Origin of the sequence: Anaerostipes sp. MSJ-23 (assembly GCF_018918155.1) — a bacterium.
In the GTDB taxonomy this organism is placed as follows: domain Bacteria; phylum Bacillota; class Clostridia; order Lachnospirales; family Lachnospiraceae; genus Anaerostipes.
On sequence record NZ_JAHLPY010000020.1, the window covers coordinates 1 to 21,497 of the forward strand.

Genomic DNA, 21,497 nt, shown 5'->3' on the forward strand with positions numbered 1-21,497 from the left:
GTTTTTAATGGAAATTCAACAATAAAGTTTGCCATAATATTCACCTCACTTTCTAATATAATATTCTCTTTTTCTAATATCTCTTCTTTTGATTTTCTACATACTTTTTAATTGTTTCGGATATTTTTTCTCCGTTCCTTCCAACCCAAATTCCTGAAATAATGGAGCCACTTTTTCTCGCGCTTCTTTTTTCTTTTCTCCTTTTACAAGTAATGGGAGTATCACATTATCTTCAATCGTTCGATAAGGAAGTAAAAGATCCTTTTGTAACATATAGCTAACAAAGCCAGGCTTCCCTGTAATATCTTTCCCATTTAAAAGCACTCTTCCTTCATCTGGTTGATTCAATCCGGAAATAATATGAAATAATGTTGTTTTTCTGCCACCACTGGCCCCAAGAAGAGAAACCAGTTCCTGATCATGAAGTTCCATATGAATATTTTCAAGAATCTTTTGTTTCTCATGGGAAAAAGAAACATTTTCTATCACTAATTCTGCCATTTGTTTACTCCCGATAGTCGTTCGTAAATCCAGTATTTTCCGGAATATTTTTCTTCACCAACTTATTTTTATTTAACCAGTTATAAAATCTATTCCAACGTTTTGGATTAATGTATCCCCACTGTTTTACTTCTGCTTTGTATTGTTTGGTCATATATTTTTGACTGTTCTTTACAAGCTTCTTATCAAGTTCCGGTGAAGCTTTGCAAAGAATATTGGCTGCATCATCTGGATTTTTAATTGCATATTCATGCCCTTTTTTTGTTGCAGATAAAAATTTCTTTGCTGTTTCTGGATTTTTCTTCATCCAATCACTATTCCCAATAATCACTGGTGTGTAATAATCAAAAACTGGATCAATATCACGGAATGCAAAGAAATCTGTTTTCAGACTTTATTATAAAGACTTTATACATATAAAGCAATTCTTTTTCCTGTTCTTTATTGAAAATTCTTTTTATGTTTTTTAGATTCATAAGAATTCCTTAAGGTCATTTAGAAATCGTTTATATTTGTTTAGATTCCTTATATTGATTCTCATTCAGCTTGCATGTATACTTAAACCATACCTGAAAGGAACACCAAAACGAAGTGAGGCGCTCTGATTTTGGGATGGCCTTAAGGGTATAGTTTTTCATATATATTTTTTAATCCTCTCTTTTCAAAAAAGAAACCACCTGGCACCGGGTGGTTTCTTTTTCATTGCTTTCTATTTTTGATTATAATATAATCTTGTAGTAATAATTTTTTTATTTATAAAGAAAGGAGCGTATATTTTATACGAAAAACTATGTTAGAAAAAATTTTTAAACTAAAAGAGCATAATACCTCTGTCAAAACAGAAATTATTGCTGGAATTACTACTTTTATGACAATGGCCTACATTCTTGCTGTTAATCCAAGTGTACTTGGTGACGCCGGCATGGATGGCACAGCTGTATTACTTGCTACCTGTATTGCTTCCTTTATCGGAACAATTTGTATGGCACTTTCTGCAAATCTTCCTTTTGTTCTGTCTGCAGGTATGGGGCTGAATGCCTACCTTGCATACACGGTCGTTGGTGTCATGGGATATCATTGGCAGGTTGCATTACTAGCTGTATTTGTTGAAGGTCTGATCTTTATTGTTTTATCACTGACAAATGTCCGTGAAGCAATTTTTGATGCAATCCCATTAAACTTGAAAAAAGGTGTATCCGTTGGTATCGGTATCTTCATTGCTTTTATTGGGCTTCAAAATTCCAAATTAGTCATTGCAAATAGTTCTACGCTTGTATCTATCACAAACTTTACAAAAGATTTTCATTCTGCTGGAATTTGCGCACTGCTTACCGTAATCGGATTATTTATTACTGTTATCCTTTACATTAAACAAGTTCCTGGATCTATCCTGATTGGTATCCTTGCGACATGGATCATCGGTATGCTTTGTCAGGTTACTGGATTATATGTTCCAAATGTGAAAACTGGATATTATAGTCTCTTCCCGACATTCGCAATGACAGATTTTTCAAAACTCGGAGAAACTTTCGGAAAATGTTTTCAATATGATTTAAACAAAGTAGGAATCGTTAACTTCATCATCGTCGTATTCTCTTTCTTATTTGTTGACCTATTTGATACTCTTGGAACTTTAGTTGGAGTCAGCACAAAAGCAAATATGTTAGATGAAAATGGAAAACTTCCTGGAATCAAACCAGCTTTATTATCTGATGCGATTGCTACAACTGCTGGAGCTGTTCTTGGAACTTCTACTGTTACAACATTCGTGGAATCATCTTCTGGTGTTGCAGCTGGTGGACGTACTGGATTAACTGCTATTGTTTCTGGATTCCTATTTTTAATTTCTATGTTTTTTGCACCAATTTTTACAGCAATTCCATCCTTTGCAACAGCACCTGCGCTGATCATGGTTGGATTCTTAATGTTTGGTGCAATCACGGATATCAAATTTACAGATGATAATATGACAGAGGCTGTTCCTGCTTATCTTTGCATTATTTCCATGCCACTGTTTTACAGTATCTCTGAAGGGATCTCTATTGGAATTATTTCTTATGTAATTTTAAATCTTATCTGTGGAAAAGCAAAAAAAATTACTCCATTAATGTACATTCTCGCAATCTTATTTATTTTAAAATATGCATTCTTATAAACTTTCAATCAAAGCGGATTTTTCAAAATCCGCTTTTTTTATTATAAAAAAAAGAAAAGATATCTATAAAAAATACCTTTTCTATTTCTTCTATATTATTTTACAATTCTTCTTACACCCCATACACTGCGGAAATTTGCAGGTGAAGTATGAATTCCTGTTCTCGCGCTTCCGGCATGTACGACACGATTGTTACCAATGTAAATACCAACATGTCCAATACCATTTTGTGCATTATAGCAAATTAAGTCACCAGCTTTTTTATTGCTCCAACTTACGGCACGTCCATAATTTCTCTGGTCAATAGAGCTGTGTGTCAGTGAATATCCAAAATGTGCATAAACAGATTTTGTAAATCCTGAACAGTCTGCACCTCTTGTCAAACTTTCTCCACCCCACACATAAGGATTCCCAACAAATCTCAGTGCATAACTGGCAACGTCATCTCCGGTTGTTTTCTTTACTTTCTTGTCTGTTAAATATCTTGTTGCTACATATGCATCATTACCTTTAAATTTTACAATTGTCCATTTTCCAGATGTTCCATAACAGGTAACTTTTGTTCCCTGATCATATGCACCAAGGAGTTTACTGCTTGCAGAAGGCTTTTTTCTTATATTCAAGCTCTCTGTTGTGTATCTTGAATAAGTCGATGCTGCATAAACATCTTTTGATCCGGATACTGTAGATAATCCAAGCAGACAACAAAATGCTAACACGCAAGAAAACATAATACTAATAATTTTTTTACTCATGTTTCCTCCCTTGCAACTATGCTACAAGAGAACATTTTACTACTAAAGCATAAATTTGTAAACACTTTTGTAATATTTTTAATATTTTTTTATATTCGTTAAGAATCTGTATAAATCAAATCTTTAATTGTCTGCATAGATAAATCTACGGACGCAATCTCATCTGCACATCGCTTTAACTCTTCTCGAATTAGTTTCTCATTTTTTATATTATGTTTGTACTTCATTTGATGTTCGAGGCTCGCCCAGAAATCAAGCGCAATTGTACGAATCTGAACTTCCGCACAAAAATCAAATGGTTTTAGATAGAGAATCATATGATAACTTCGATATCCATTCTCCTTTGGATATGCAATATAATCTTTTATTTTTCGAACCTCAATTACATTTTGCTGGCTAATCCAATCTGCAATCTTATAAATATCATCTGAAAAAGAGCAAATAATTCGAATTCCAACGGCATCTCTTACTTCTTTTACAGCTGATTCTGCACAAACCTTAATTCCACGTTTTCTAAGTTTTTGTGTCATACTATCCGGACTTTTAATCCTTGATTTGCAATAAGCAACCTTACTCTCGCCATCTATTCCTCCACCAATTTTTTCGAATTCACTAACCATATGTAAAAGCATTTTCTCTGCCGCTCTTAACCTATCATAATATTTTCCATAAAAACTTTCGTATGTCATTCTTAACCTCCATACTATAAGATAACTGTGATAAGTAATGATTTTCCATCCATACTAGATGCCGTAATCTTTCCTTTATGTGCTGCCACTACTGCCTTTGCAATTGATAACCCAATTCCATAACCACCTGTCTCAGAATTTCTTGATGCATCCGTCCGATAAAACCGATCAAATAAATGTTCAATATTTTCTTTTGTAATAGACTGCGCCGTATTATAAACAGAAATCTTTAAGTTTTTCCCTTTCTTTCTAATATCAAGGCAAATTTTTCCACGATCTCCTGAATATTTCACCGCATTATCCAAAAGAATCGATAATAATTGCCGAATTGCATTCTCGTCTCCACACAAATTAAGCATTGGATCAATCTTCACTTCAAAAACTTTTCCCTGTACCTTTGCGAGATTTTGAAATGACTGCGCTATTTCCATGGCAACATCCGAAAATGGAAAATCAATCATTTGAAGTTTTGTATTTTCCTCTTCCATTCTGGAAAGATAAATCAAATCATTCGTAAGTCCTGCGAGTCTCTTGGTCTGCATTTGAATATCTTTGATCCACTCACTCTCCCCATATTCTATTTCAAGAATAGAAGTATCTGCATCAATAATTGTCAATGGTGTTTTAATCTCATGACCTGCATCCGTAATAAATCGTTTCTGCTTTTCATAACTTTCTGACACAGGATCTACTGCCATTTTTGATAATAAAACTACTAAAAGAAAAACTGCAACAATTCCTAATGCTGACACAAAAAGACTACTAAACAAAAATGCTCGAAATGATGTCACCGACCTTGTGCAATCCAAAAAGAAAATTTTTGTTTCTTCTGATGTTTGTTTCTTTACATAGCGATAAGAGGAAATAAATCCTCGTTCTTTTGAATGACTGTTTAGCTGCTGTGCAAAAAAAACTGCCTGATCTTCATCCACTGCTGCAATTTTATCTGTATCTACCTCATAAGTTGTATTATTTTTTTTCAGAAAAACAGAAAAATATCTTGATTCAAATGATGTTTCTGGGGATATTTTCCCATGATTTCCTTGTTTTGATTTATACACATTTTTGGGTAAAACTCCATTGTTTTCCACAAGAAGATTTAAGATCATATCTGAATTTTGTACCATTTCTCTATAATTTAATAAATTAATAGAACCAAGAATCACGAATAAAACAATCACCATTGAAAGCGTAGAAATTGCAATAAATTTCAATCGAAGTTTTTTGATCATTCCATCACCTCCAAAGAATATCCTGCGTTTCTTGTTGCTTTAATTTGAAGATTTGCATGCAAGGCCTCTAGCTTTTTTCGAAGGTATGAAATATATACCCAAACTACATTAATTTCTGCATCACTATCATATCCCCAAATTTTTTCCATCAAACGTTCTTTAGAAATCAAATGTCCAGGATTACACATAAAGATTTCCATCATTTGAAATTCTTTATTTGCTAACCGAAAACTTCCAGTCTTTGATGATAATTCAAAGGTTGCACGGTCGAGCGAAATATTTCCTACATGAAGCATAGAATCTGGCTGCACTGTCTGTGTCCTTAACATTGCCCTGATTCTTGCAAGAAGTTCTTTTGCTGCAAAAGGCTTCGTAAGATAATCATTTGCTCCAAGATCCAGTCCTTCTACTTTATCATCAATTTCTGCTTTAGCAGTCAGCATCAAAATTGGCATCAAATTTCCTTTGTCTCTTAATGTCTTCAAAACTTCAAGTCCATCTTTCTTTGGCATCATAATATCAAGAATTGCACCATCATAATTTCCTGTTTCAAGATATTCTAAAGCAGCTTCTCCATCATAAACTGGATCTACTGCATAATTATTTTTTTTAAGAATCGTCACTAATGCTCTGGATAACGATTTTTCATCTTCTGCAAGTAATAATCTCATTTTTTCTCCTCATTTCCTGTTGTTATATTTTATTTTATCTGCCTAACCTTAATTATACTTAAAATTACAATAAATTTCTGAAAAAGCCCTGTTACCATTCGAAATATGCATGGAATTGCAATACCTGTTATATTAACCTATAAAATATTCTCTGCTTCCTATCGTTTCTTTTGATTTTCTATCTACTTTTTTCTTCTTTTATATATATTTTTTAAATTTAATATTCATAAATCTTTTTCTATTGCATTCTTTTTTCATTTATGTTGTAATAATCTGTATTAATTTTTACAAAGGAAGGAGTTACTTATGGGACTTACTGTAAACTGGCTACTGCATAACAGTACACTAAAAGATTTGTCAGGAATTTTCTAACACAGAAATTACCGGTGTAAACATTTTAGATAACCCGGATTCTATCCAATGGATCAAACCTGGAGAACTCGTTCTTACAACCGGATATATTTTTATCAATAATCCTCCTTTGCAGGAAAATACCATTCGTGGATTAAAAAATGCTGGCTGCGCTGCTCTATGCATTAAAACCAGACGCTTTTTTGAAACCATTCCTTCTTTCATGAAAAATGCCGCACAGAAGACCGGTCTAATGCTAATCGAACTTCCTCTTGATTACTCCCTTGCAGACATCTCAAAAGAAGTTACAAAAAATTTATACCAACAAACATTTTATGAAATTGCCAGAGAACAAACTCTTTTCAATGCCTTATTTAACAGTCATTTTGAAGGGAAATCTTTTAAAGAAACCTTAAAGATTTTATCTGATTACCTAAATCAATCTGTCTTTGTCTTGGAAAATCATCAGCTTGGAGAATGGTATGCTCTAAGTAAAAAAGACAAAAATTTCTTGAAACATGAACAACCCAAATTAATCCTGCTTTTAGAAACTATCAAAGAGGCAAATCATTATAAGATTGGGTCTGTCCTGTTTGAATCTCTCACAAGAACTGCCGCTTTCCTCCCATTTTCAAATGCTTCCTATATATTATGTATTTTATCTGATAAACCAGAAAGTCTTCCGTGGAGTACTATTTCTCAAGCACTCAAAATTCTTGATTTTTCCAGAAATAACGAAACGATTCGTCGACCTTTCATTAACAATTATTTTGACTCTCTCTTTCGCTTTCTAATGCTGCGGGAGCATGTTTCTGAAACATTTATCCTTCAAATATGCGAATATTATGGAATTCCTCATTCTTCTGACAGTATCTGTATGTTGATTACATCCAGAAATTCTGCTTTTGATACACAAAATTTTGCCTTATTATGTCGGCAGACATTAGAACAGCTTTCTTTTTCTTCAAACTCTTTTTTTATTGCCTGGAATACAAAGATGGTTTATATTAGTTTCTTTCCGACTAATAACCCTCCCATTTTGGAAAAACTTGATAACTTTATTAAAAACATAAATTTGACTCCAAATATCACTTATAGCATCAGCCGATTAAATGGAAATACATTACAAAAAGCTTTTGAAGAAGCCTCTTTTATGCTTTCTCTTGCTAAGATATTCCCTGAAAAGCACTTTTTTTCCTTTCAGGAACATATTTCTGGGAAATTGCCCAAATGCTTTCTGAAGAAAAAGATTCTATTTATCATACAAGTGTGAAACCTCTTGTTGACTTTGATAAAGAACATCATTCTGATCTTGTACAAACACTTTTTATTTATTATCAGTGCAATTTTAATGCAAGCATTGCTGCAAAAAAACTTTTTATTCATCGAAATACTTTTTTAAATCGTATTCATAAAATTGAAAATATTCTTCATCTCCATACAGATAATTTTAATCATTTATTTTCTATTTATCACGGCTTATGTATTTATCTTCTTTCGACATTATCGTGACAGGAAAAGTCAATTATATGTATATTATGCATATAATTTTCTAAATAAAAATGTGCACTTTATCTATTGCAGAACCACTTATTATTTTTTATAATGTGTTGCATAAGAAAGTAAAAGTTCCAAGGATGGAAATTTCCTTGGGACTTTTTTGTGTTTACAAAAGAAAGGAGATTTATATGAAAAAATTCAAAATCAACAGCACATTAGCCATTTTTATTGCCATGATCATTGGTATGATCGCCGGATGTATTTTTCCAACCTTTATGGTAAAAACAAAATTTATCGGAGATATCTTTTTACGCTTGATCCAAATGACTGTCGTTGTTCTTGTTATGGGATCTGTCATTGAAGCCGTTGGATCTTTAAAACGCGGGGAAATCGGGAAGCTTGGTGGAAAAGCATTTATTGGATTTACAATTACCACACTAACTGCCTCCGTCTTCGGAATTGCTGCTGCTAACATCGTAAAACCTGGTTCTGGTATTCATTATGTTGGTAAATTAACATTCAATGTTAGCACAACAAATCAAAACATAACAGAAATTATTACGAATTTTTTTCCTTCCAACATTGTAACATCTCTAAGCGAAGGAAATACCATTCAAGTCATCGTCTTCGCTTTACTGGCCGGAATTGCTATCAGCCTTTTACAAGAAAAACAAAGTACAAATAAATATTTAAATGCAGTCAAGAGTATCAATGAAGTGCTACTTACCATTATTAAAATAGTTATGAAAACCGCACCTTTGGGTATCTTTTCATTGCTTGGATGGGCCATTGGTAATTATGGTTTTTCTGTTATTCTTCCATTATTGAAATTCCTTGCAGCATTTGGCGTTACTGCAACCATACTTCTCTTTATTTTTCTAATGATTACTTCTGCTGTTGTAAAAGTTAATCCAGCAAAACTTGCCAAAAAACTTCTACGTATGGGTGTCGTTGCCTTTACAACAACTTCTTCTGCAATTACATTGCCTACAAAAATGGAAGATTCCGAAAATAAAATTGGAATCAGTCGTCGTGTCTCTAGGCTCATTAATCCTCTTGGCATGTCATTAAACAGTGATGGACTTGCTCTTTATCTTGCTTTATCCTGTCTGACCATCGCACAGTTTTTCCATGTAAATTTAAGCCTACAACAGCAATTTGTGGTCGTCATTATGTCTACGCTTGCTACTCTTGGAACTGTTGTTGTACCTGGCGGCGGACTTGTAGCACTTGCCATTGTTCTTCCGACAGCAGGACTTCCTATCGAAGGAGTTGCTTTGCTAGCCGGTATCGACTGGTTTTCTGGTATGTTCCGAACAACACTAAATGTTATTGATGATGTACTAGTCGCACTGATCGTAGCCAACAGCGAAGGAGAATTTTACAGAGATATCTTTGATGAAAAAATAACTGCAGATGAATTTTATACAAAAGGAAACTAACATATTATAATAGAAGAAAAAAATCAGGGAAGCAAAAACTCCCCTGATTTTTTATTTCTTTATTATGATAATTCCAATTTTCCTGTATATAACTGGTAATAGGTTCCTTTCATCTTAATTAAATCTTCATGATCACCTCGTTCAATGATCCTTCCATGCTCAAGAACAATAATTGCATCACTATTTCGAATGGTAGAAAGCCTATGAGCAATCACAAATACCGTACGTCCTTTCATCAGATTATCCATACCTCTTTGTACAATACTCTCTGTACGAGTATCAATGCTTGAGGTTGCCTCATCAAGAATCAACACTGGCGGATTGGCTACTGCGGCTCTTGCAATAGAAAGGAGCTGTCTCTGTCCCTGTGAAAGTCCTTCTCCATCCCCACTAATCATCGTATCATATCCATTTGGAAGCATTTTAATAAATTGATCAGCATGTGCCAATCTAGCTGCTCCATAAACTTCCTCATCTGTCGCATCTAAATTTCCATAACGAATATTTTCTTTGATCGTTCCTGTAAACAAATGTGTATCTTGCAATACGATTCCAAGAGAACGTCTCAAATCATCTTTCTTAATCTTCTTAATGTTAATTCCATCATATCGAATTTTACCATCCTGAATATCATAAAATCTATTAATCAGATTTGTAATTGTTGTCTTACCAGCACCAGTAGAACCTACAAAAGCAAGTTTTTGTCCAGGTTTTGCAAATAAACTAATATCGTGAAGAATCACTTTATCCTCATTGTATCCAAAAGTAACATCTTCAAAACGTACATCTCCTGTTAATTCTGTATAAGAGACAGATCCATCTGCAGAATGCGGATGTTTCCATGCCCACATGCCAGTTCTTTCTTTGCATTCAACAATATTTCCACTTTCATCTTTTTTTGCATTAACAAGTGTTACATATCCTTCATCTTCTTCCGGTTTTTCGTCAATCAATGCAAAGATACGCTCTGCACCAGCCAACGCCATAACAATCGAGTTAAACTGCTGCGCTACCTGCATAAACGGCTGTGTAAAACTCTTCGTAAACTGAAGGTAAGAGGCCATAACACCAAGAGTAATTCCTCCAACACCTTCAACCGCAAGAACACCTCCAAATACTGCAGTCAGAACAAACTGAAGATTTCCAATATTTCCAATCACAGGTCCCATCATATTAGCATATTTATTAGCGCTTGCTGCACTTTCAAACAATGCTTCATTTAACTGATCAAACTCTAATTCTGATTTGCGTTCATGATTAAATACCTTGATAACACGTTGACCATTCATACGTTCTTCAATAAATCCTGTTACATCCGCCAAGGATTTCTGCTGACGAATAAAGTATTTTCCACTATTTCCTCCAATTGCTTTTGTTACAACTAACATAATTCCAATAACGATTACCGCAAGAATTGTCAATAAAGGACTTAATACCAACATTGAAATAAAAGTTACAATAATCGTAAAGAAGGACATCAAAGCCTGTGGAATTGCCTGACTAATCATCTGACGCAGAGTATCTGTGTCATTCGTATATAAACTCATAATAGATCCATTTGTATTCTGGTCAAAATAGCGGATCGGCAATGTCTGCATATGTTCAAACATATCATCTCTAACACGTTTTAAAACACCCTGACCAATATAAACCATCATTCTTGTATAAATAAACGTTGCAATAACTCCCGCTGCAAAAATACATCCAAGCACTGCCATTGCATGATAGAAGTTTGTAAAATCTGGATGACTATGTCCAACCAGCGGAAGGATAAAATCATCCAGCATAAACTTCAGAGAAAGTGATACAGACACAGATGCCGCTGCACTAATAAAAATGCAAACAAAAACAAGAATAAATTGTAACTTATAGGTTTCTGTTACATATTTCAAAAGACGCTTTGCAGTCTTGAGAGTATTTTTTGAAACTACTTTTTTCTGTTCTTTATTCATCGTCTTCTCCTCCTTTCACCTGTGATTCATATACTTCTCTATAAATATCGTTTGTCTTTAATAATTCTTCTGATGTTCCAACACCCATAATCTTTCCATTATCTAATACAATGATTTGATCAGCATCTTCAATAGAAGAAACTCTCTGAGCAATAATAATCTTTGTTGTATCCGGAATTTCCTCACGAAAAGCTTTTCGAATAAGTGCATCCGTTTTTGTATCAACTGCACTCGTAGAGTCATCAAGAATCAAAATCTTTGGTTTCTTTAATAATGCACGAGCAATACAAAGTCTTTGTTTCTGCCCACCAGAAACATTATTTCCACCCTGCACAATCTTTGTATTATATCCTGCAGGAAATTCATTTACAAATCCATCTGCCTGAGCTAATTGACACATTCTCTGGACTTCTTCATCTGTTGCATTTTCATCACCCCAGCGAATATTTTCATAAATGGTCCCTGTAAACAATACATTTTTCTGAAGCACCATGGAAACTTGGTCTCTTAACACTTCCAAATTGTAATCACGAACATCTACACCACCAACTTTTACACATCCTTCTGTAACATCGTAAAGCCTTGGTATCAACTGAACCAATGTTGATTTTGCACTTCCAGTTCCACCGATAATACCAATGGTCTGTCCGGATTTAATGTGAAGGTTCACATCTTTTAAAGAAAGATTTCCGCCTTCTCCTGCATAACTGAAGTTTACATGATCAAAAATAATTTCTCCGTCTTTTACTTCTGTAATTGCATTTGCCTTATCCTGCATTTCAGGTACTTCTGTTAATACTTCAGTAATACGGTCTGTTGAAGCTTCTGCAATCATAATCATAACAAAGACAAAAGTAACCATCATCAAAGACATCAAAATCTGCATAGCATATACAATAATACTCGTCAGCTCTCCCGTTTCCATTGTACCATGAACAATACCTGTTCCACCAATAGATACCAGAATCAATACAACAACATACATTGTAAACTGCATAACTGGTGAGTTCCAAGCAACGATCTTCTCTGCCTTTGTAAAAAGTTTGTATACATATTTAGAAATTCCATGAAATTTATCAATTTCATAATCTTCTCTTACAAATGCCTTTACAACACGAGAAGCATTTACATTTTCCTGCACAGAATTATTTAATACATCATATTCATCAAATACTTTAATAAAATGAGGATGTGCTTTTTTTGCAATAAACATCAATGTTCCGCCTAGTAGTGGGATAACAATTAAAAATAGTAATGCAACAGTTTTACTATAAGTTAATGTCATCACCCAAGATAAAATAATCATAATCGGGGCCCTTGCAAGCAATCGAATACTCATCATATAGGCCATCTGAATATTTGTAATATCTGTTGTCATTCTAGTAACAAGACCTGATGTTGCAAAGTGATCAATATTTTTGAAAGAAAATTGTTGTACTTTATAGAAAATATCATGACGAAGGTTTTTCGCATATCCAGCACCTGCAACAGCTGCCGTATTTCCAGCAGAGATACCGAAAAACAACGCAAGCATTGCCATAATTACAAGGATAATACCTCGTTGAATAATATAGTGTAAATCTCCATGCGCCATACCGACATCAATGATCTTTGCCATTTCCATCGGAATTAAAACTTCCATCAATACCTCGAGAACAACCAAAATCGGAGTGAGTAGCGATTGTTTTTTATATTCTCGGACTGACTGTAGTAAAGTCTTATTCATCTTTTTTTACTTCCTCCTTGTCTCTTTTTATAAGATTTTGTAACACATGATATAAAACTTGTTTACAGGTTATTACATCTTCATCTGGAATTCCCTCTACCATTAGCTTTTCATTTCGTTTAATATCTTCTAAAATTGCAACTCGAAGATCTTCTGCTTTCGCTGTTGGTACAAGTCGTTTCTTTCTTGCATCTTCTTTTGCACTTTCACGTGTCAGAAACCCATTTTTCTCCATTAATTGTACATAGCCTGTCACTGTGGATTTTCGGATTTGAAATTCTTCCTCAATGTCCTTTTGATAAATGTCCCTGTGCATTGTTTCTAATAAAATAAACTTTAAAATATGCTTCTGCATAATCGTTAAATCCTCATTGATTACTTTATCGATTGGATAATTTCTCTTCATTTCATGCGACAACATATGAATCAATTTTCCCATATGAATGTTGTTTATTTTATTATTTATATCTTGCATTCATTCATCTCCTTTGAAATTAGTTAGTTTCCTAACCTTTTTAGTATTATACAGATCATAATTTTTATTGTCAAGAATTTCTTCAAAACAATCTTAATAATCTCTCAAACTTCAGAAACAAAAAACAGTACCCCACCACTCCAAAAAGGGTACTGTTTTTCTATATAGGTTAATCAAGTAAGGAGATTGTTGACACAACAAATCCTGTTTGGGATAACAGGCATTTTTTAGACTGGATAAGCTCCATTTTCCATGTCAGCTTTTCCAAGATCAATTTTATTTTTCTGTGCTGCACGATATTTAAAGAAATCAGTTGCTACCTGTGGAAAAAGCGCATAGGACAATACATCTTCATCTTGCTCTTTCCATTGTGCCATTTCTTTTTCAAGTTTCTCGAGTTCTGGTTCCAGAGTATCTGCCAATCTACATGTAATCGGTTTTTCATCCCCAATTGCTTTTTTCTGGATTTCTTTGTTTACCGGTTTTACTGTTTGACCATATTTTCCCTGTAACAGATCTTTTGATTCTTTTGTAATCATCTTATAACGTTCTCCAGCCAGCACATTTAATACAGCTTGAGTTCCAACAATCTGGCTGGATGGTGTTACAAGTGGCGGTTCTCCAAAGTCTTTTCTGACTCTTGGAATTTCTGCCAGTACATCATAATATTTATCAGATGCTCCCTGTTCTTTTAACTGGGATAACAGGTTAGAAAGCATTCCTCCTGGCACCTGATACATTAATGTCTTAATATTGACACCTAATGCCCTTGGATTCAATAATCCAGATTCAATTGCATCTTCTCGAATCGGACGGAAATAATCCGCAATTTCACCTAACAGCTGCATATCAAGCCCTGCATCATATGGTGTTCCCTTAAATGTTTCCACCATAACTTCAGTCGCAGGTTGAGATGTTCCAAGTGCAAATGGTGAAATCGCTGTGTCGACCATATCGACTCCTGCTTCTACTGCCCTCATATATGTCATCGATGCAACACCACTTGTATAATGGGTATGCAGATCGATCGGAAGACTTGTTGCTTCCTTTAAAGCCTCCACAAGACGCGTTGCTTCATATGGAACAAGTAATCCTGCCATATCTTTAATACAAAGAGAATCCGCTCCCATATCTTCAATTCGTTTCGCTGTTTCTTTCCAATAATCTAATGTATAAGCATCTCCCAGTGTATAAGCAAGTGCAACCTGGGCATGTCCTTTTTCTTTATTTGCTGCCTTCACTGCTGTCTCCAAATTACGAAGATCATTTAGACAGTCAAAAATACGAATAATATCAATTCCATTCGCAATGGATTTTTGCACAAAATATTCTACAACATCATCTGCATATGGCCGATATCCAAGGATATTCTGCCCACGGAACAACATTTGTAATTTTGTATGTTTAAAACCATCACGTAATTTACGAAGTCTCTCCCATGGATCTTCTTTTAAGAATCTTAAAGAAGCATCAAAAGTAGCTCCTCCCCAACATTCTACTGCATGGTATCCAACCTGATCCATTTTATCAATGATTGGTAACATCTGTTCTGTTGTCATTCTTGTTGCGATCAATGACTGATGTCCGTCACGCAGTACAGTTTCTACGATTTTTATTGGTTTTTTCCCTTTTTCAGACATAATCTATTCTACTTCCTTTCCTTAAACTCCGAAAATAGCCATAAAGATTCCGGCTGCTACAGCTGTTCCGATAACTCCTGCCACATTTGGTCCCATCGCATGCATCAGAAGGAAATTTGATGGATCCGCTTCTGCTCCAACCTTCTGGGATACTCTGGCTGCCATTGGCACTGCTGATACTCCGGCAGAACCAATTAGTGGGTTTACTTTTCCATGTGTCAGTTTGCACATCAGCTTTCCAAAAAGAACTCCGCTGGCTGTTCCAACAGCAAATGCAATTAACCCTAAAATAACAATTTTGATTGTACTAACATTTAAGAAGGCTTCAGCACTTGTTGTCGCTCCTACCGATGTTCCAAGAATAATAACAACAATATACATTAATGCATTTGATGCAGTATCAGATAACTGCTTTACAACTCCACTTTCACGGAATAAATTTCCAAGCATTAACATACCAACCAGTGGTGCTGTTGTCGGAAGGATTAAACAAACAATAATTGTTACAATTACTGGGAATAAAATCTTTTCAGTCTTTGAAACCGGACGAAGCTGTTCCATTTTTATTTTACGTTCTTCTTCCGTTGTCAGTAATTTCATAATTGGTGGCTGAATAATTGGTACCAAAGACATATAAGAATATGCCGCTACAGCAATTGGTCCCATATAAGCAGTCTGTCCAAGTTTTCCCGCAAGGAAAATGGAAGTTGGTCCATCCGCTCCTCCAATAATAGAAATTGCTGCTGCTTTATCTGGAAATTTCATAAAAATTGCCAAAAAATATGCCGCATAAATTCCAAATTGAGCTGCCGCTCCAAGAAGAAAGCTCTTCGGATTGGCAATCAATGGTCCAAAATCTGTCAAAGCTCCAACTCCAAGAAAGATCAGAGATGGAAGAATACTCCACTCATCTAACAGATAAAAATAATGTAACAACCCGCCTTCCTGCATAATCTGCGGATATAAATTTACCAGTAACATTCCAAAAGAAATCGGCACTAATAATAATGGTTCATACTGTTTTGCAATCGCCAAATATAAGAAAACTAGTGCGACTACGATCATAATGAAATTTCCTGGTTTCAAAAAAGCAAAACCGGTCTGATTTGCCAGATTGGTCATGGTATTAATAACATAACTCATAGAATTTCCTCCATTCAGGCAATGACTAATCCATCGTTGCTAATACGTCTCCACTTTCAACACTGTCACCTGATGCAACATTGATGCTCGCTACTGTTCCATCCTGTGGTGCACAGATTTCATTTTCCATTTTCATTGCTTCCAGTACCATTAAAACATCACCTTTTTTTACTGCCTGTCCTGCAGATGCTTTTACTGAAAGAATATTTCCAGGCATTGGTGAATTAATTTTTACTGCACCTTCTCCGCCAGCAGATGCTGCTTTTTTTGGTGCTGGTGCTTTTGGTGCAGGTGCTGAAGTTGCTATTGGAGCAGATACTCCTTCTCCTGTTTCTTCCACTGCAACATCATAAGATACCCCATTGACTGTAATTCTATAATTCTTCATAAATAACCTCCAAATAATCTAAGCTCTTCTTCCACCAACACGATGGATGGATCTTACTACTAATTTATCTTCACTCGTAACATCTTTTGCAGACGCCATAATTGCTGCTGTAATAACGGCAATTAACTGTTCATCTTCTTCCTGAGATACCTCCACAACCGGCTGCTTTTGTTCTTTTGTTATTTCCTGAACAGGTTCCGGTTTTTTCCCAGCATTTTTTATTTTCTCTTCCAACTTTGGTATATACACAAATAGGGAAATCAATAATGAAATAAAGATTAACATTACAAAAACGGTTCCCATTCCCATCAAGGTATTTGCCAATGCGGTCGTCATATGTTCCATAACCCGTCACCTCTCTAAATGGTTGTATGTTTTTTATCTTCCGTTTTCTGCTTTTTACCATAAAGCATTTCATATGCCATGATCAGACGTTTTCTCGTAGCATCCGGAATAATAATATCATCAATCGCACCACGTTTTGCTGCGCTCTCGGCACTGTTCTGCATCTGTGCATACTCTTTCGTTTTTTCTGCAATCAATCCAAGCTGATCATCATTTTCTGCAATCTCTTTTGCATACATGATTCGTACAGCCTGTTCCGGATCCATCATTCCAATGCTTGCCGTAGGCCAAGCAAGAACAAAATCGGCTCCAATTGATTTAGAATTCATAATAATTCCTGCCGTACCAAAAGCCTTTCCAACAATTAAATTTACTTTTGGCACAGTACAGCTAATCATTTCTTTCGTAAAGATAGCAAGTGCCCTTGCCATTTTTCTTTCTTCTTCACGACTCGTTTTCATTCCTTCTACATCAGTTACTGTTAATACCGGAATTGAAAATGCATCACAGAATTTTAAAAATCTGGTTGCCTGATCAATTGCTGCTGTCTCAAGTGTACAGACGCCATTCGTTGGATGATTTGCAATTGCTCCTACCGTTTCTCCATTTAATTTAATAAATCCAATCACAACACTTGTTGCAACTTCTTTTTTTACCTGAACAAATAAATGATTATCAGAGATTGCCTGTAATAAATAATCTGCCTGATATGGTGTATCATTTAATTCTGGAATCACACGATTGAGGTCATCACTACAATCGGATAAAACATTTCCTGATTCATAATCGGAAGGAAGAATGCTAACCAATTGACGAAGATCTGTCAGTAACTCTTCTTCTGAATCACACATAAAATCAATATTTTCAAGCTCATCTTTTTGAACTTCTTTCGCATCTAATCTCTCATTTTCCAACGTATTCGGACTATTAATAAATAAGGAACCCTGATTACGTTCCATAAATGTAAAATCTGACATGGAGGACATGACTGCACATCCACCTCCGCACATACCAAATACCGCACTGATTTGAACAATTTTACCAGAAGCCTGTCCCTGTTTTGCAAAAATAGTTCCGAATGCATCTAGTGCATCCGAAGCTTCCTGTAATCGGATCCCCGCACAATCAATCATTCCAATCACTGGTGCCCCTGTTTTAATCGCTAAATCATAAAGAGCTACAATTTTTTTTGCATGCATTTCACCAACAGAACCTCCAAGTGCAGATGCATCCTGGCTGTATACATAAACCATACGGCCATCCATAACACCGTATCCTGTAATGACACCATCTCCTGGCACTTTTTTAGAATCCAGATTGTAATCTGTATTTCGTGCTGTGACTAATTTACCGATCTCAACAAAACTGTTGTCATCAAGCAAATATTCGATTCTCTCCCTAGCACTCATTTTACCCTTTGCCATCACTTTTCCTCCTGATTATTTTATTGTTAATATATGATAATGTATCCATTTCTTGTGTCTAATATAAAACAGAACGCCACTAAAGTCAACCTTATTTTTCATAATTCGGCATTCTGCCTTATTTTTTTAACAAAAATTATATAATTTTACCAGTATTTATTCATATCTTGTTAACATATCTTCCATACTACGATAAATATGATGTCTCATTTCTTTTCTAGAAGCCTCCGCGTCACGACGCTCCATTGCTTCATAAATTGCCTTATGTTCTTCATTTGATCTTTTTGCATATTTTTCTACTGTCGACTTGATGCCCATAGATAAACCATTCCATAATTCAGCTAACATCTGCTGCATTTTTTCATTTCCAGCTGCACGCCAAATTTCATAATGAAAGGACTGATTATAATTCACAAAGCTTCCAAAGTCATCTTTCTCCAGTGCCTTTGTCGCAGATGTCAAACAATTTTTAATTGCAGATAAATCTGCACCTATCTCACAACAAATTTCACAAGCTTCACTTTCCAAAGCTGCTCTTACCTGATAATGGTTTCGAATCGTTGTCTCATTCAATCCAAGAACAATTGCACCTTTATTTTGTTTTAATTCAATAAGCCCATCTCGTGCAAGAATTTGAAAAGCTTCCCTGACAGGGGTAATCGATACTCCAAGTTCCTGCGCTGTTGTATCCAATGTCAGTGATTCTCCTTCTTGTATTTTTTTTGAAATAATTGCCTCACGAAGAGCCGATGCTACTCTTTCCCTTGCAGGAAGTAATTTAATTGGTTTTAATCCTAACATACTCATACCCTCTCTTTCATAATCGTACTTAAAATTTCTTTATAATATTTCCTCAATACTTCCAAAAGGTCTCCCTCTCTTCCCTTCTGGAAATCTTTCACTGCCTCAAGAAGCATTGCTCCATTTGCTTTATTATAAGAAAAGCTATTAACTGCAAAAGAAACATAAATTTCTATTACTGTTTCCAACATTTTCTTTTGAAAACTATAAGGATATTTCTCATATAAGAATTTATGAAAATTCATTTCTTCGGTTGGTAGAATTATGTCATCTTCAGCCGTATCCAAAACATATAATATTGCATCTTTTTCAATATGAATACATAATTCAAAAATTTTGCGAAAGTATTCCTCTGATAATTGAGCCACTCGTACATGATTATTGGGCAATCGATCAATAAGCCCCTGATATTCCAACAAAATCAATGCTTCACGAACTGGCATACGTGATACACCAAGACTCGTTGCCAATTCATTTTGTGTCATCTCGGTACCGCTTGGTATATTACCCAGCAGGATTTCATGTTTTAAGATCTCGACAACACTTCCCTGCTTCTTCTGGATTTTAATTTTTTCCATCTTCACGATATCATTTCCCCTTTAAATTTCTTTTTTGTTACTTATATTGTATCCATTTTTTTCTGTTTCGTAAAGAACTTCCGATGAAAATTAAATTCATTTGAAAACCCCTGCTATCTTACGGTAACAGGGGTTCTTTTGAATGTACATATGAGTTATAAGGAAAATTTGACATGGTTTTAAATGTCTTTTATTTAATGAATCCTACATGTTTGCAGATTTCTTCAATGGCTTTATCTTTTCTCTGATTAAAAATCACTTTATTTTCTTCAAACAGATTGCGGCCTTCTGAATCGATAGATACGATCAGCGGTCCAAATTCTTTTACATGACAATGCCATAATGTTTCTGGCATTCCAAGATCTCTCCACTGGGCTTCAACAATCTCTTCTACTTCTGTTGCTGCCACAACAGCATTTCCAGCTGGGAATACACAATGAATTGCCTTGAAATTCTTACATGCATATTCTGTATTTGGTCCCATTCCTCCCTTTCCAATGATGACTTTTACTCCCGTCTGCTCTACAAATTCTTTTTCGAATTTTTCCATACGCATACTTGTTGTTGGTCCTACAGAAACCATTTCAAATTTATCATCCTCCAATGGACGAATGATTGGTCCTGCATGAAAAATTGCAGCATCTCTTACATCAACAGGAAGTTCTCTTCCTTCTTCTACTAAACGACGATGTGCAACATCACGGCAAGTTGTCATATCTCCATTTAAGTAAATAATATCTCCAATATGAATATCTGCCAAATCCTCTGCTGAAATTGGTGTTGTTAAAATTTTCTTTCCATCTTTTACTTCTACCATTATAAGGTCACCCCCGTATGTGTTGTGATTTTATAGTTCAAATCTTTATCAAAAATAATGTGTCCACGTCTGTGGGACCAGCATCCGACATTTACTGCAACTCCGATTGCAGATGGATGTCTTGCTGTATTTTCAATATGAACACCCATAACGGAATATTTTCCACCCATTCCCTGAGGTCCAAGACCGATATCATTGATTCCTTTTTCCAAAAGTTCTTCCATATAAGCAGCTCTTTCATTATCATTATGGCTTCCCAGAGGACGCATCAATGCTTTCTTAGAAAGAAGTGCTGCTGTTTCTACAGAAGTTGCAACTCCAACACCTACTAATAATGGAGGACAGGCATTTAATCCATAAGATGTCATAACATCCATAACAAATTTTGTAACACCTTCATATCCTGCACCTGGCATTAATACCATTGCTTTTCCTGGAAGTGTACATCCACCACCTGCCATGTAGGCATAGATTTCACATTCATCACTATCTGGCACAATATCCCAGAATACCGTTGGTGTTCCTTTTCCGACATTTTTTCCTGTGTTATATTCATCAAATGTTTCAACACTATTATGACGAAGAGGTGCTTCAAATGTTGCTTTTACAACTGCTTCTTTTAATAATGGTTCCAGTTCCCCGATTAATGGAAAATTTGTTCCACATTTTACCCAGAACTGAAGAACTCCTGTATCCTGACAGCTTGGACGATTTAATTCTTTTGCCAGTTTCTGGTTCTGTTTCATTGTTTTATAAATCGTCTTGGATAATGGACTGTCTTCTTTCTCAGCTAATTCATCTAATTTTTTAATAATGTCATCTGGCAATACTTTTCCAATATATGACACAAAATTTGCCATATAATTGGTAAGCTGTTCTACCTGTTCTTTTTTACTCATTATTTCCCTCCTG

Annotated in this window: 21 protein-coding genes and 1 pseudogene; 4 read left to right on the forward strand and 18 right to left on the reverse strand. The window is 35.1% G+C overall.

All coding sequences use genetic code 11. The annotated features are described in order from the left end of the window. Positions 1 to 108: 108 nt before the first annotated feature. A pseudogene (locus KQI71_RS10905) lies at positions 109 to 501 on the reverse strand (ATP-binding cassette domain-containing protein); the annotation flags it as partial. Between the two features lie 4 nt (positions 502 to 505). After that, entirely contained in the window at positions 506 to 892 is a 387-nt protein-coding gene (locus KQI71_RS10910; protein ID WP_216436201.1) for an ABC transporter substrate-binding protein, read from the reverse strand. 399 nt (positions 893 to 1,291) lie between these two features. Between KQI71_RS10910 and KQI71_RS10915 the strand changes: the two genes are divergently transcribed. Further along, entirely contained in the window at positions 1,292 to 2,656 is a 1,365-nt protein-coding gene (locus KQI71_RS10915) for an NCS2 family permease (RefSeq protein ID WP_216436163.1), read from the forward strand. 95 nt (positions 2,657 to 2,751) lie between these two features. Here the strand turns inward: KQI71_RS10915 and KQI71_RS10920 are convergent, their stop codons facing one another. From KQI71_RS10920 to KQI71_RS10935, 4 genes are all read right to left on the reverse strand, one after another. After that, the gene (locus KQI71_RS10920) at positions 2,752 to 3,411 is read right to left on the reverse strand and encodes a C40 family peptidase (RefSeq protein ID WP_216436164.1); all 660 of its coding nucleotides are present in this window, start codon (positions 3,409 to 3,411) and stop codon (positions 2,752 to 2,754) included. 98 nt (positions 3,412 to 3,509) lie between these two features. Continuing rightward, positions 3,510 to 4,100, reverse strand: a complete 591-nt coding sequence (locus tag KQI71_RS10925; RefSeq protein WP_216436165.1) for a GTP pyrophosphokinase — start codon at positions 4,098 to 4,100, stop codon at positions 3,510 to 3,512. A 14-nt stretch (positions 4,101 to 4,114) separates the two neighbouring features. Next, positions 4,115 to 5,332 (reverse strand): sensor histidine kinase, encoded by a 1,218-nt coding sequence (locus KQI71_RS10930; protein ID WP_216436166.1) that lies wholly within the window; start codon positions 5,330 to 5,332, stop codon positions 4,115 to 4,117. Further along, a complete protein-coding gene (locus KQI71_RS10935) occupies positions 5,329 to 6,003 on the reverse strand; it encodes a response regulator transcription factor (protein WP_216436167.1) in 675 nt (224 codons plus the stop codon). Before KQI71_RS10935 ends, KQI71_RS10930 begins: the two co-directional genes overlap by 4 nt. Positions 6,004 to 6,427: 424 nt before the next feature. Between KQI71_RS10935 and KQI71_RS13030 the strand changes: the two genes are divergently transcribed. From KQI71_RS13030 to KQI71_RS10950, 3 genes are all read left to right on the forward strand, one after another. Then, positions 6,428 to 7,627, forward strand: a complete 1,200-nt coding sequence (locus KQI71_RS13030) for a PucR family transcriptional regulator ligand-binding domain-containing protein (protein WP_334300765.1) — start codon at positions 6,428 to 6,430, stop codon at positions 7,625 to 7,627. Continuing rightward, positions 7,585 to 7,866 (forward strand): helix-turn-helix domain-containing protein, encoded by a 282-nt coding sequence (locus KQI71_RS10945; RefSeq protein WP_216436168.1) that lies wholly within the window; start codon positions 7,585 to 7,587, stop codon positions 7,864 to 7,866. Before KQI71_RS13030 ends, KQI71_RS10945 begins: the two co-directional genes overlap by 43 nt. 176 nt (positions 7,867 to 8,042) lie before the next feature. After that, positions 8,043 to 9,296 carry a dicarboxylate/amino acid:cation symporter gene (locus KQI71_RS10950; RefSeq protein WP_216436169.1) on the forward strand — a complete coding sequence of 418 codons (1,254 nt, stop codon included), beginning with the start codon at positions 8,043 to 8,045 and terminating at the stop codon, positions 9,294 to 9,296. 62 nt (positions 9,297 to 9,358) lie between these two features. Here the strand turns inward: KQI71_RS10950 and KQI71_RS10955 are convergent, their stop codons facing one another. The 12 genes from KQI71_RS10955 to ttdA form a co-directional block, all read right to left on the reverse strand. Continuing rightward, positions 9,359 to 11,248, reverse strand: coding sequence for an ABC transporter ATP-binding protein (locus KQI71_RS10955; RefSeq protein ID WP_216436170.1), 1,890 nt, complete (start codon positions 11,246 to 11,248; stop codon positions 9,359 to 9,361). Then, positions 11,241 to 12,974 (reverse strand): ABC transporter ATP-binding protein, encoded by a 1,734-nt coding sequence (locus tag KQI71_RS10960; protein ID WP_216436171.1) that lies wholly within the window; start codon positions 12,972 to 12,974, stop codon positions 11,241 to 11,243. The genes KQI71_RS10955 and KQI71_RS10960 overlap by 8 nt, the downstream gene beginning before the upstream one ends. After that, positions 12,967 to 13,449, reverse strand: coding sequence for a MarR family winged helix-turn-helix transcriptional regulator (locus KQI71_RS10965; protein ID WP_216436172.1), 483 nt, complete (start codon positions 13,447 to 13,449; stop codon positions 12,967 to 12,969). The genes KQI71_RS10960 and KQI71_RS10965 overlap by 8 nt, the downstream gene beginning before the upstream one ends. A gap of 227 nt (positions 13,450 to 13,676) precedes the next feature. Next, positions 13,677 to 15,089 carry an oxaloacetate decarboxylase subunit alpha gene (locus KQI71_RS10970; RefSeq protein WP_216436173.1) on the reverse strand — a complete coding sequence of 471 codons (1,413 nt, stop codon included), beginning with the start codon at positions 15,087 to 15,089 and terminating at the stop codon, positions 13,677 to 13,679. A 21-nt stretch (positions 15,090 to 15,110) separates the two neighbouring features. Then, positions 15,111 to 16,232, reverse strand: coding sequence for a sodium ion-translocating decarboxylase subunit beta (locus KQI71_RS10975; RefSeq protein ID WP_216436174.1), 1,122 nt, complete (start codon positions 16,230 to 16,232; stop codon positions 15,111 to 15,113). 25 nt (positions 16,233 to 16,257) lie between these two features. Next, a complete protein-coding gene (locus tag KQI71_RS10980; RefSeq protein ID WP_216436175.1) occupies positions 16,258 to 16,620 on the reverse strand; it encodes a biotin/lipoyl-containing protein in 363 nt (120 codons plus the stop codon). Positions 16,621 to 16,638: 18 nt separating this feature from the next. Continuing rightward, the gene (locus tag KQI71_RS10985; protein ID WP_216436176.1) at positions 16,639 to 16,965 is read right to left on the reverse strand and encodes an OadG family protein; all 327 of its coding nucleotides are present in this window, start codon (positions 16,963 to 16,965) and stop codon (positions 16,639 to 16,641) included. Positions 16,966 to 16,979: 14 nt separating this feature from the next. Next, positions 16,980 to 18,389 carry an acyl-CoA carboxylase subunit beta gene (locus KQI71_RS10990; protein WP_216436177.1) on the reverse strand — a complete coding sequence of 470 codons (1,410 nt, stop codon included), beginning with the start codon at positions 18,387 to 18,389 and terminating at the stop codon, positions 16,980 to 16,982. A gap of 156 nt (positions 18,390 to 18,545) precedes the next feature. Then, positions 18,546 to 19,190, reverse strand: coding sequence for a GntR family transcriptional regulator (locus tag KQI71_RS10995; protein WP_216436178.1), 645 nt, complete (start codon positions 19,188 to 19,190; stop codon positions 18,546 to 18,548). Between the two features lie 2 nt (positions 19,191 to 19,192). Then, a complete protein-coding gene (locus tag KQI71_RS11000) occupies positions 19,193 to 19,768 on the reverse strand; it encodes a GntR family transcriptional regulator (protein ID WP_253288058.1) in 576 nt (191 codons plus the stop codon). 190 nt (positions 19,769 to 19,958) lie between these two features. Further along, positions 19,959 to 20,585, reverse strand: a complete 627-nt coding sequence (gene ttdB / locus KQI71_RS11005; RefSeq protein WP_216436180.1) for a L(+)-tartrate dehydratase subunit beta — start codon at positions 20,583 to 20,585, stop codon at positions 19,959 to 19,961. Next, on the reverse strand, positions 20,585 to 21,484 hold the full coding sequence (gene ttdA, locus KQI71_RS11010; protein ID WP_216436181.1) for a L(+)-tartrate dehydratase subunit alpha: 900 nt from the start codon (positions 21,482 to 21,484) through the stop codon (positions 20,585 to 20,587). Before ttdA ends, ttdB begins: the two co-directional genes overlap by 1 nt. Positions 21,485 to 21,497 lie beyond the last annotated feature (13 nt).

Bases quoted from the DNA above. Each gene is read 5' to 3' on its own strand.
- KQI71_RS11000 (WP_253288058.1), bottom strand. From the start codon at position 19,768: ATGGAAAAAATTAAAATCCAGAAGAAGCAGGGAAGTGTTGTCGAGATC.
- KQI71_RS10980 (WP_216436175.1), bottom strand. From the start codon at position 16,620: ATGAAGAATTATAGAATTACAGTCAATGGGGTATCTTATGATGTTGCA.
- KQI71_RS10990 (WP_216436177.1), bottom strand. From the start codon at position 18,389: ATGGCAAAGGGTAAAATGAGTGCTAGGGAGAGAATCGAATATTTGCTT.
- KQI71_RS10975 (WP_216436174.1), bottom strand. From the start codon at position 16,232: ATGAGTTATGTTATTAATACCATGACCAATCTGGCAAATCAGACCGGT.
- KQI71_RS10930 (WP_216436166.1), bottom strand. From the start codon at position 5,332: ATGATCAAAAAACTTCGATTGAAATTTATTGCAATTTCTACGCTTTCA.
- KQI71_RS10970 (WP_216436173.1), bottom strand. From the start codon at position 15,089: ATGTCTGAAAAAGGGAAAAAACCAATAAAAATCGTAGAAACTGTACTG.
- KQI71_RS10935 (WP_216436167.1), bottom strand. From the start codon at position 6,003: ATGAGATTATTACTTGCAGAAGATGAAAAATCGTTATCCAGAGCATTA.
- ttdA (WP_216436181.1), bottom strand. From the start codon at position 21,484: ATGAGTAAAAAAGAACAGGTAGAACAGCTTACCAATTATATGGCAAAT.
- KQI71_RS10965 (WP_216436172.1), bottom strand. From the start codon at position 13,449: ATGCAAGATATAAATAATAAAATAAACAACATTCATATGGGAAAATTG.
- KQI71_RS10950 (WP_216436169.1), top strand. From the start codon at position 8,043: ATGAAAAAATTCAAAATCAACAGCACATTAGCCATTTTTATTGCCATG.
- KQI71_RS10985 (WP_216436176.1), bottom strand. From the start codon at position 16,965: ATGGAACATATGACGACCGCATTGGCAAATACCTTGATGGGAATGGGA.
- KQI71_RS10945 (WP_216436168.1), top strand. From the start codon at position 7,585: ATGCTTTCTGAAGAAAAAGATTCTATTTATCATACAAGTGTGAAACCT.
- KQI71_RS10960 (WP_216436171.1), bottom strand. From the start codon at position 12,974: ATGAATAAGACTTTACTACAGTCAGTCCGAGAATATAAAAAACAATCG.
- KQI71_RS10925 (WP_216436165.1), bottom strand. From the start codon at position 4,100: ATGACATACGAAAGTTTTTATGGAAAATATTATGATAGGTTAAGAGCG.
- KQI71_RS10920 (WP_216436164.1), bottom strand. From the start codon at position 3,411: ATGAGTAAAAAAATTATTAGTATTATGTTTTCTTGCGTGTTAGCATTT.
- KQI71_RS10995 (WP_216436178.1), bottom strand. From the start codon at position 19,190: ATGTTAGGATTAAAACCAATTAAATTACTTCCTGCAAGGGAAAGAGTA.
- KQI71_RS10955 (WP_216436170.1), bottom strand. From the start codon at position 11,248: ATGAATAAAGAACAGAAAAAAGTAGTTTCAAAAAATACTCTCAAGACT.
- ttdB (WP_216436180.1), bottom strand. From the start codon at position 20,585: ATGGTAGAAGTAAAAGATGGAAAGAAAATTTTAACAACACCAATTTCA.
- KQI71_RS10915 (WP_216436163.1), top strand. From the start codon at position 1,292: ATGTTAGAAAAAATTTTTAAACTAAAAGAGCATAATACCTCTGTCAAA.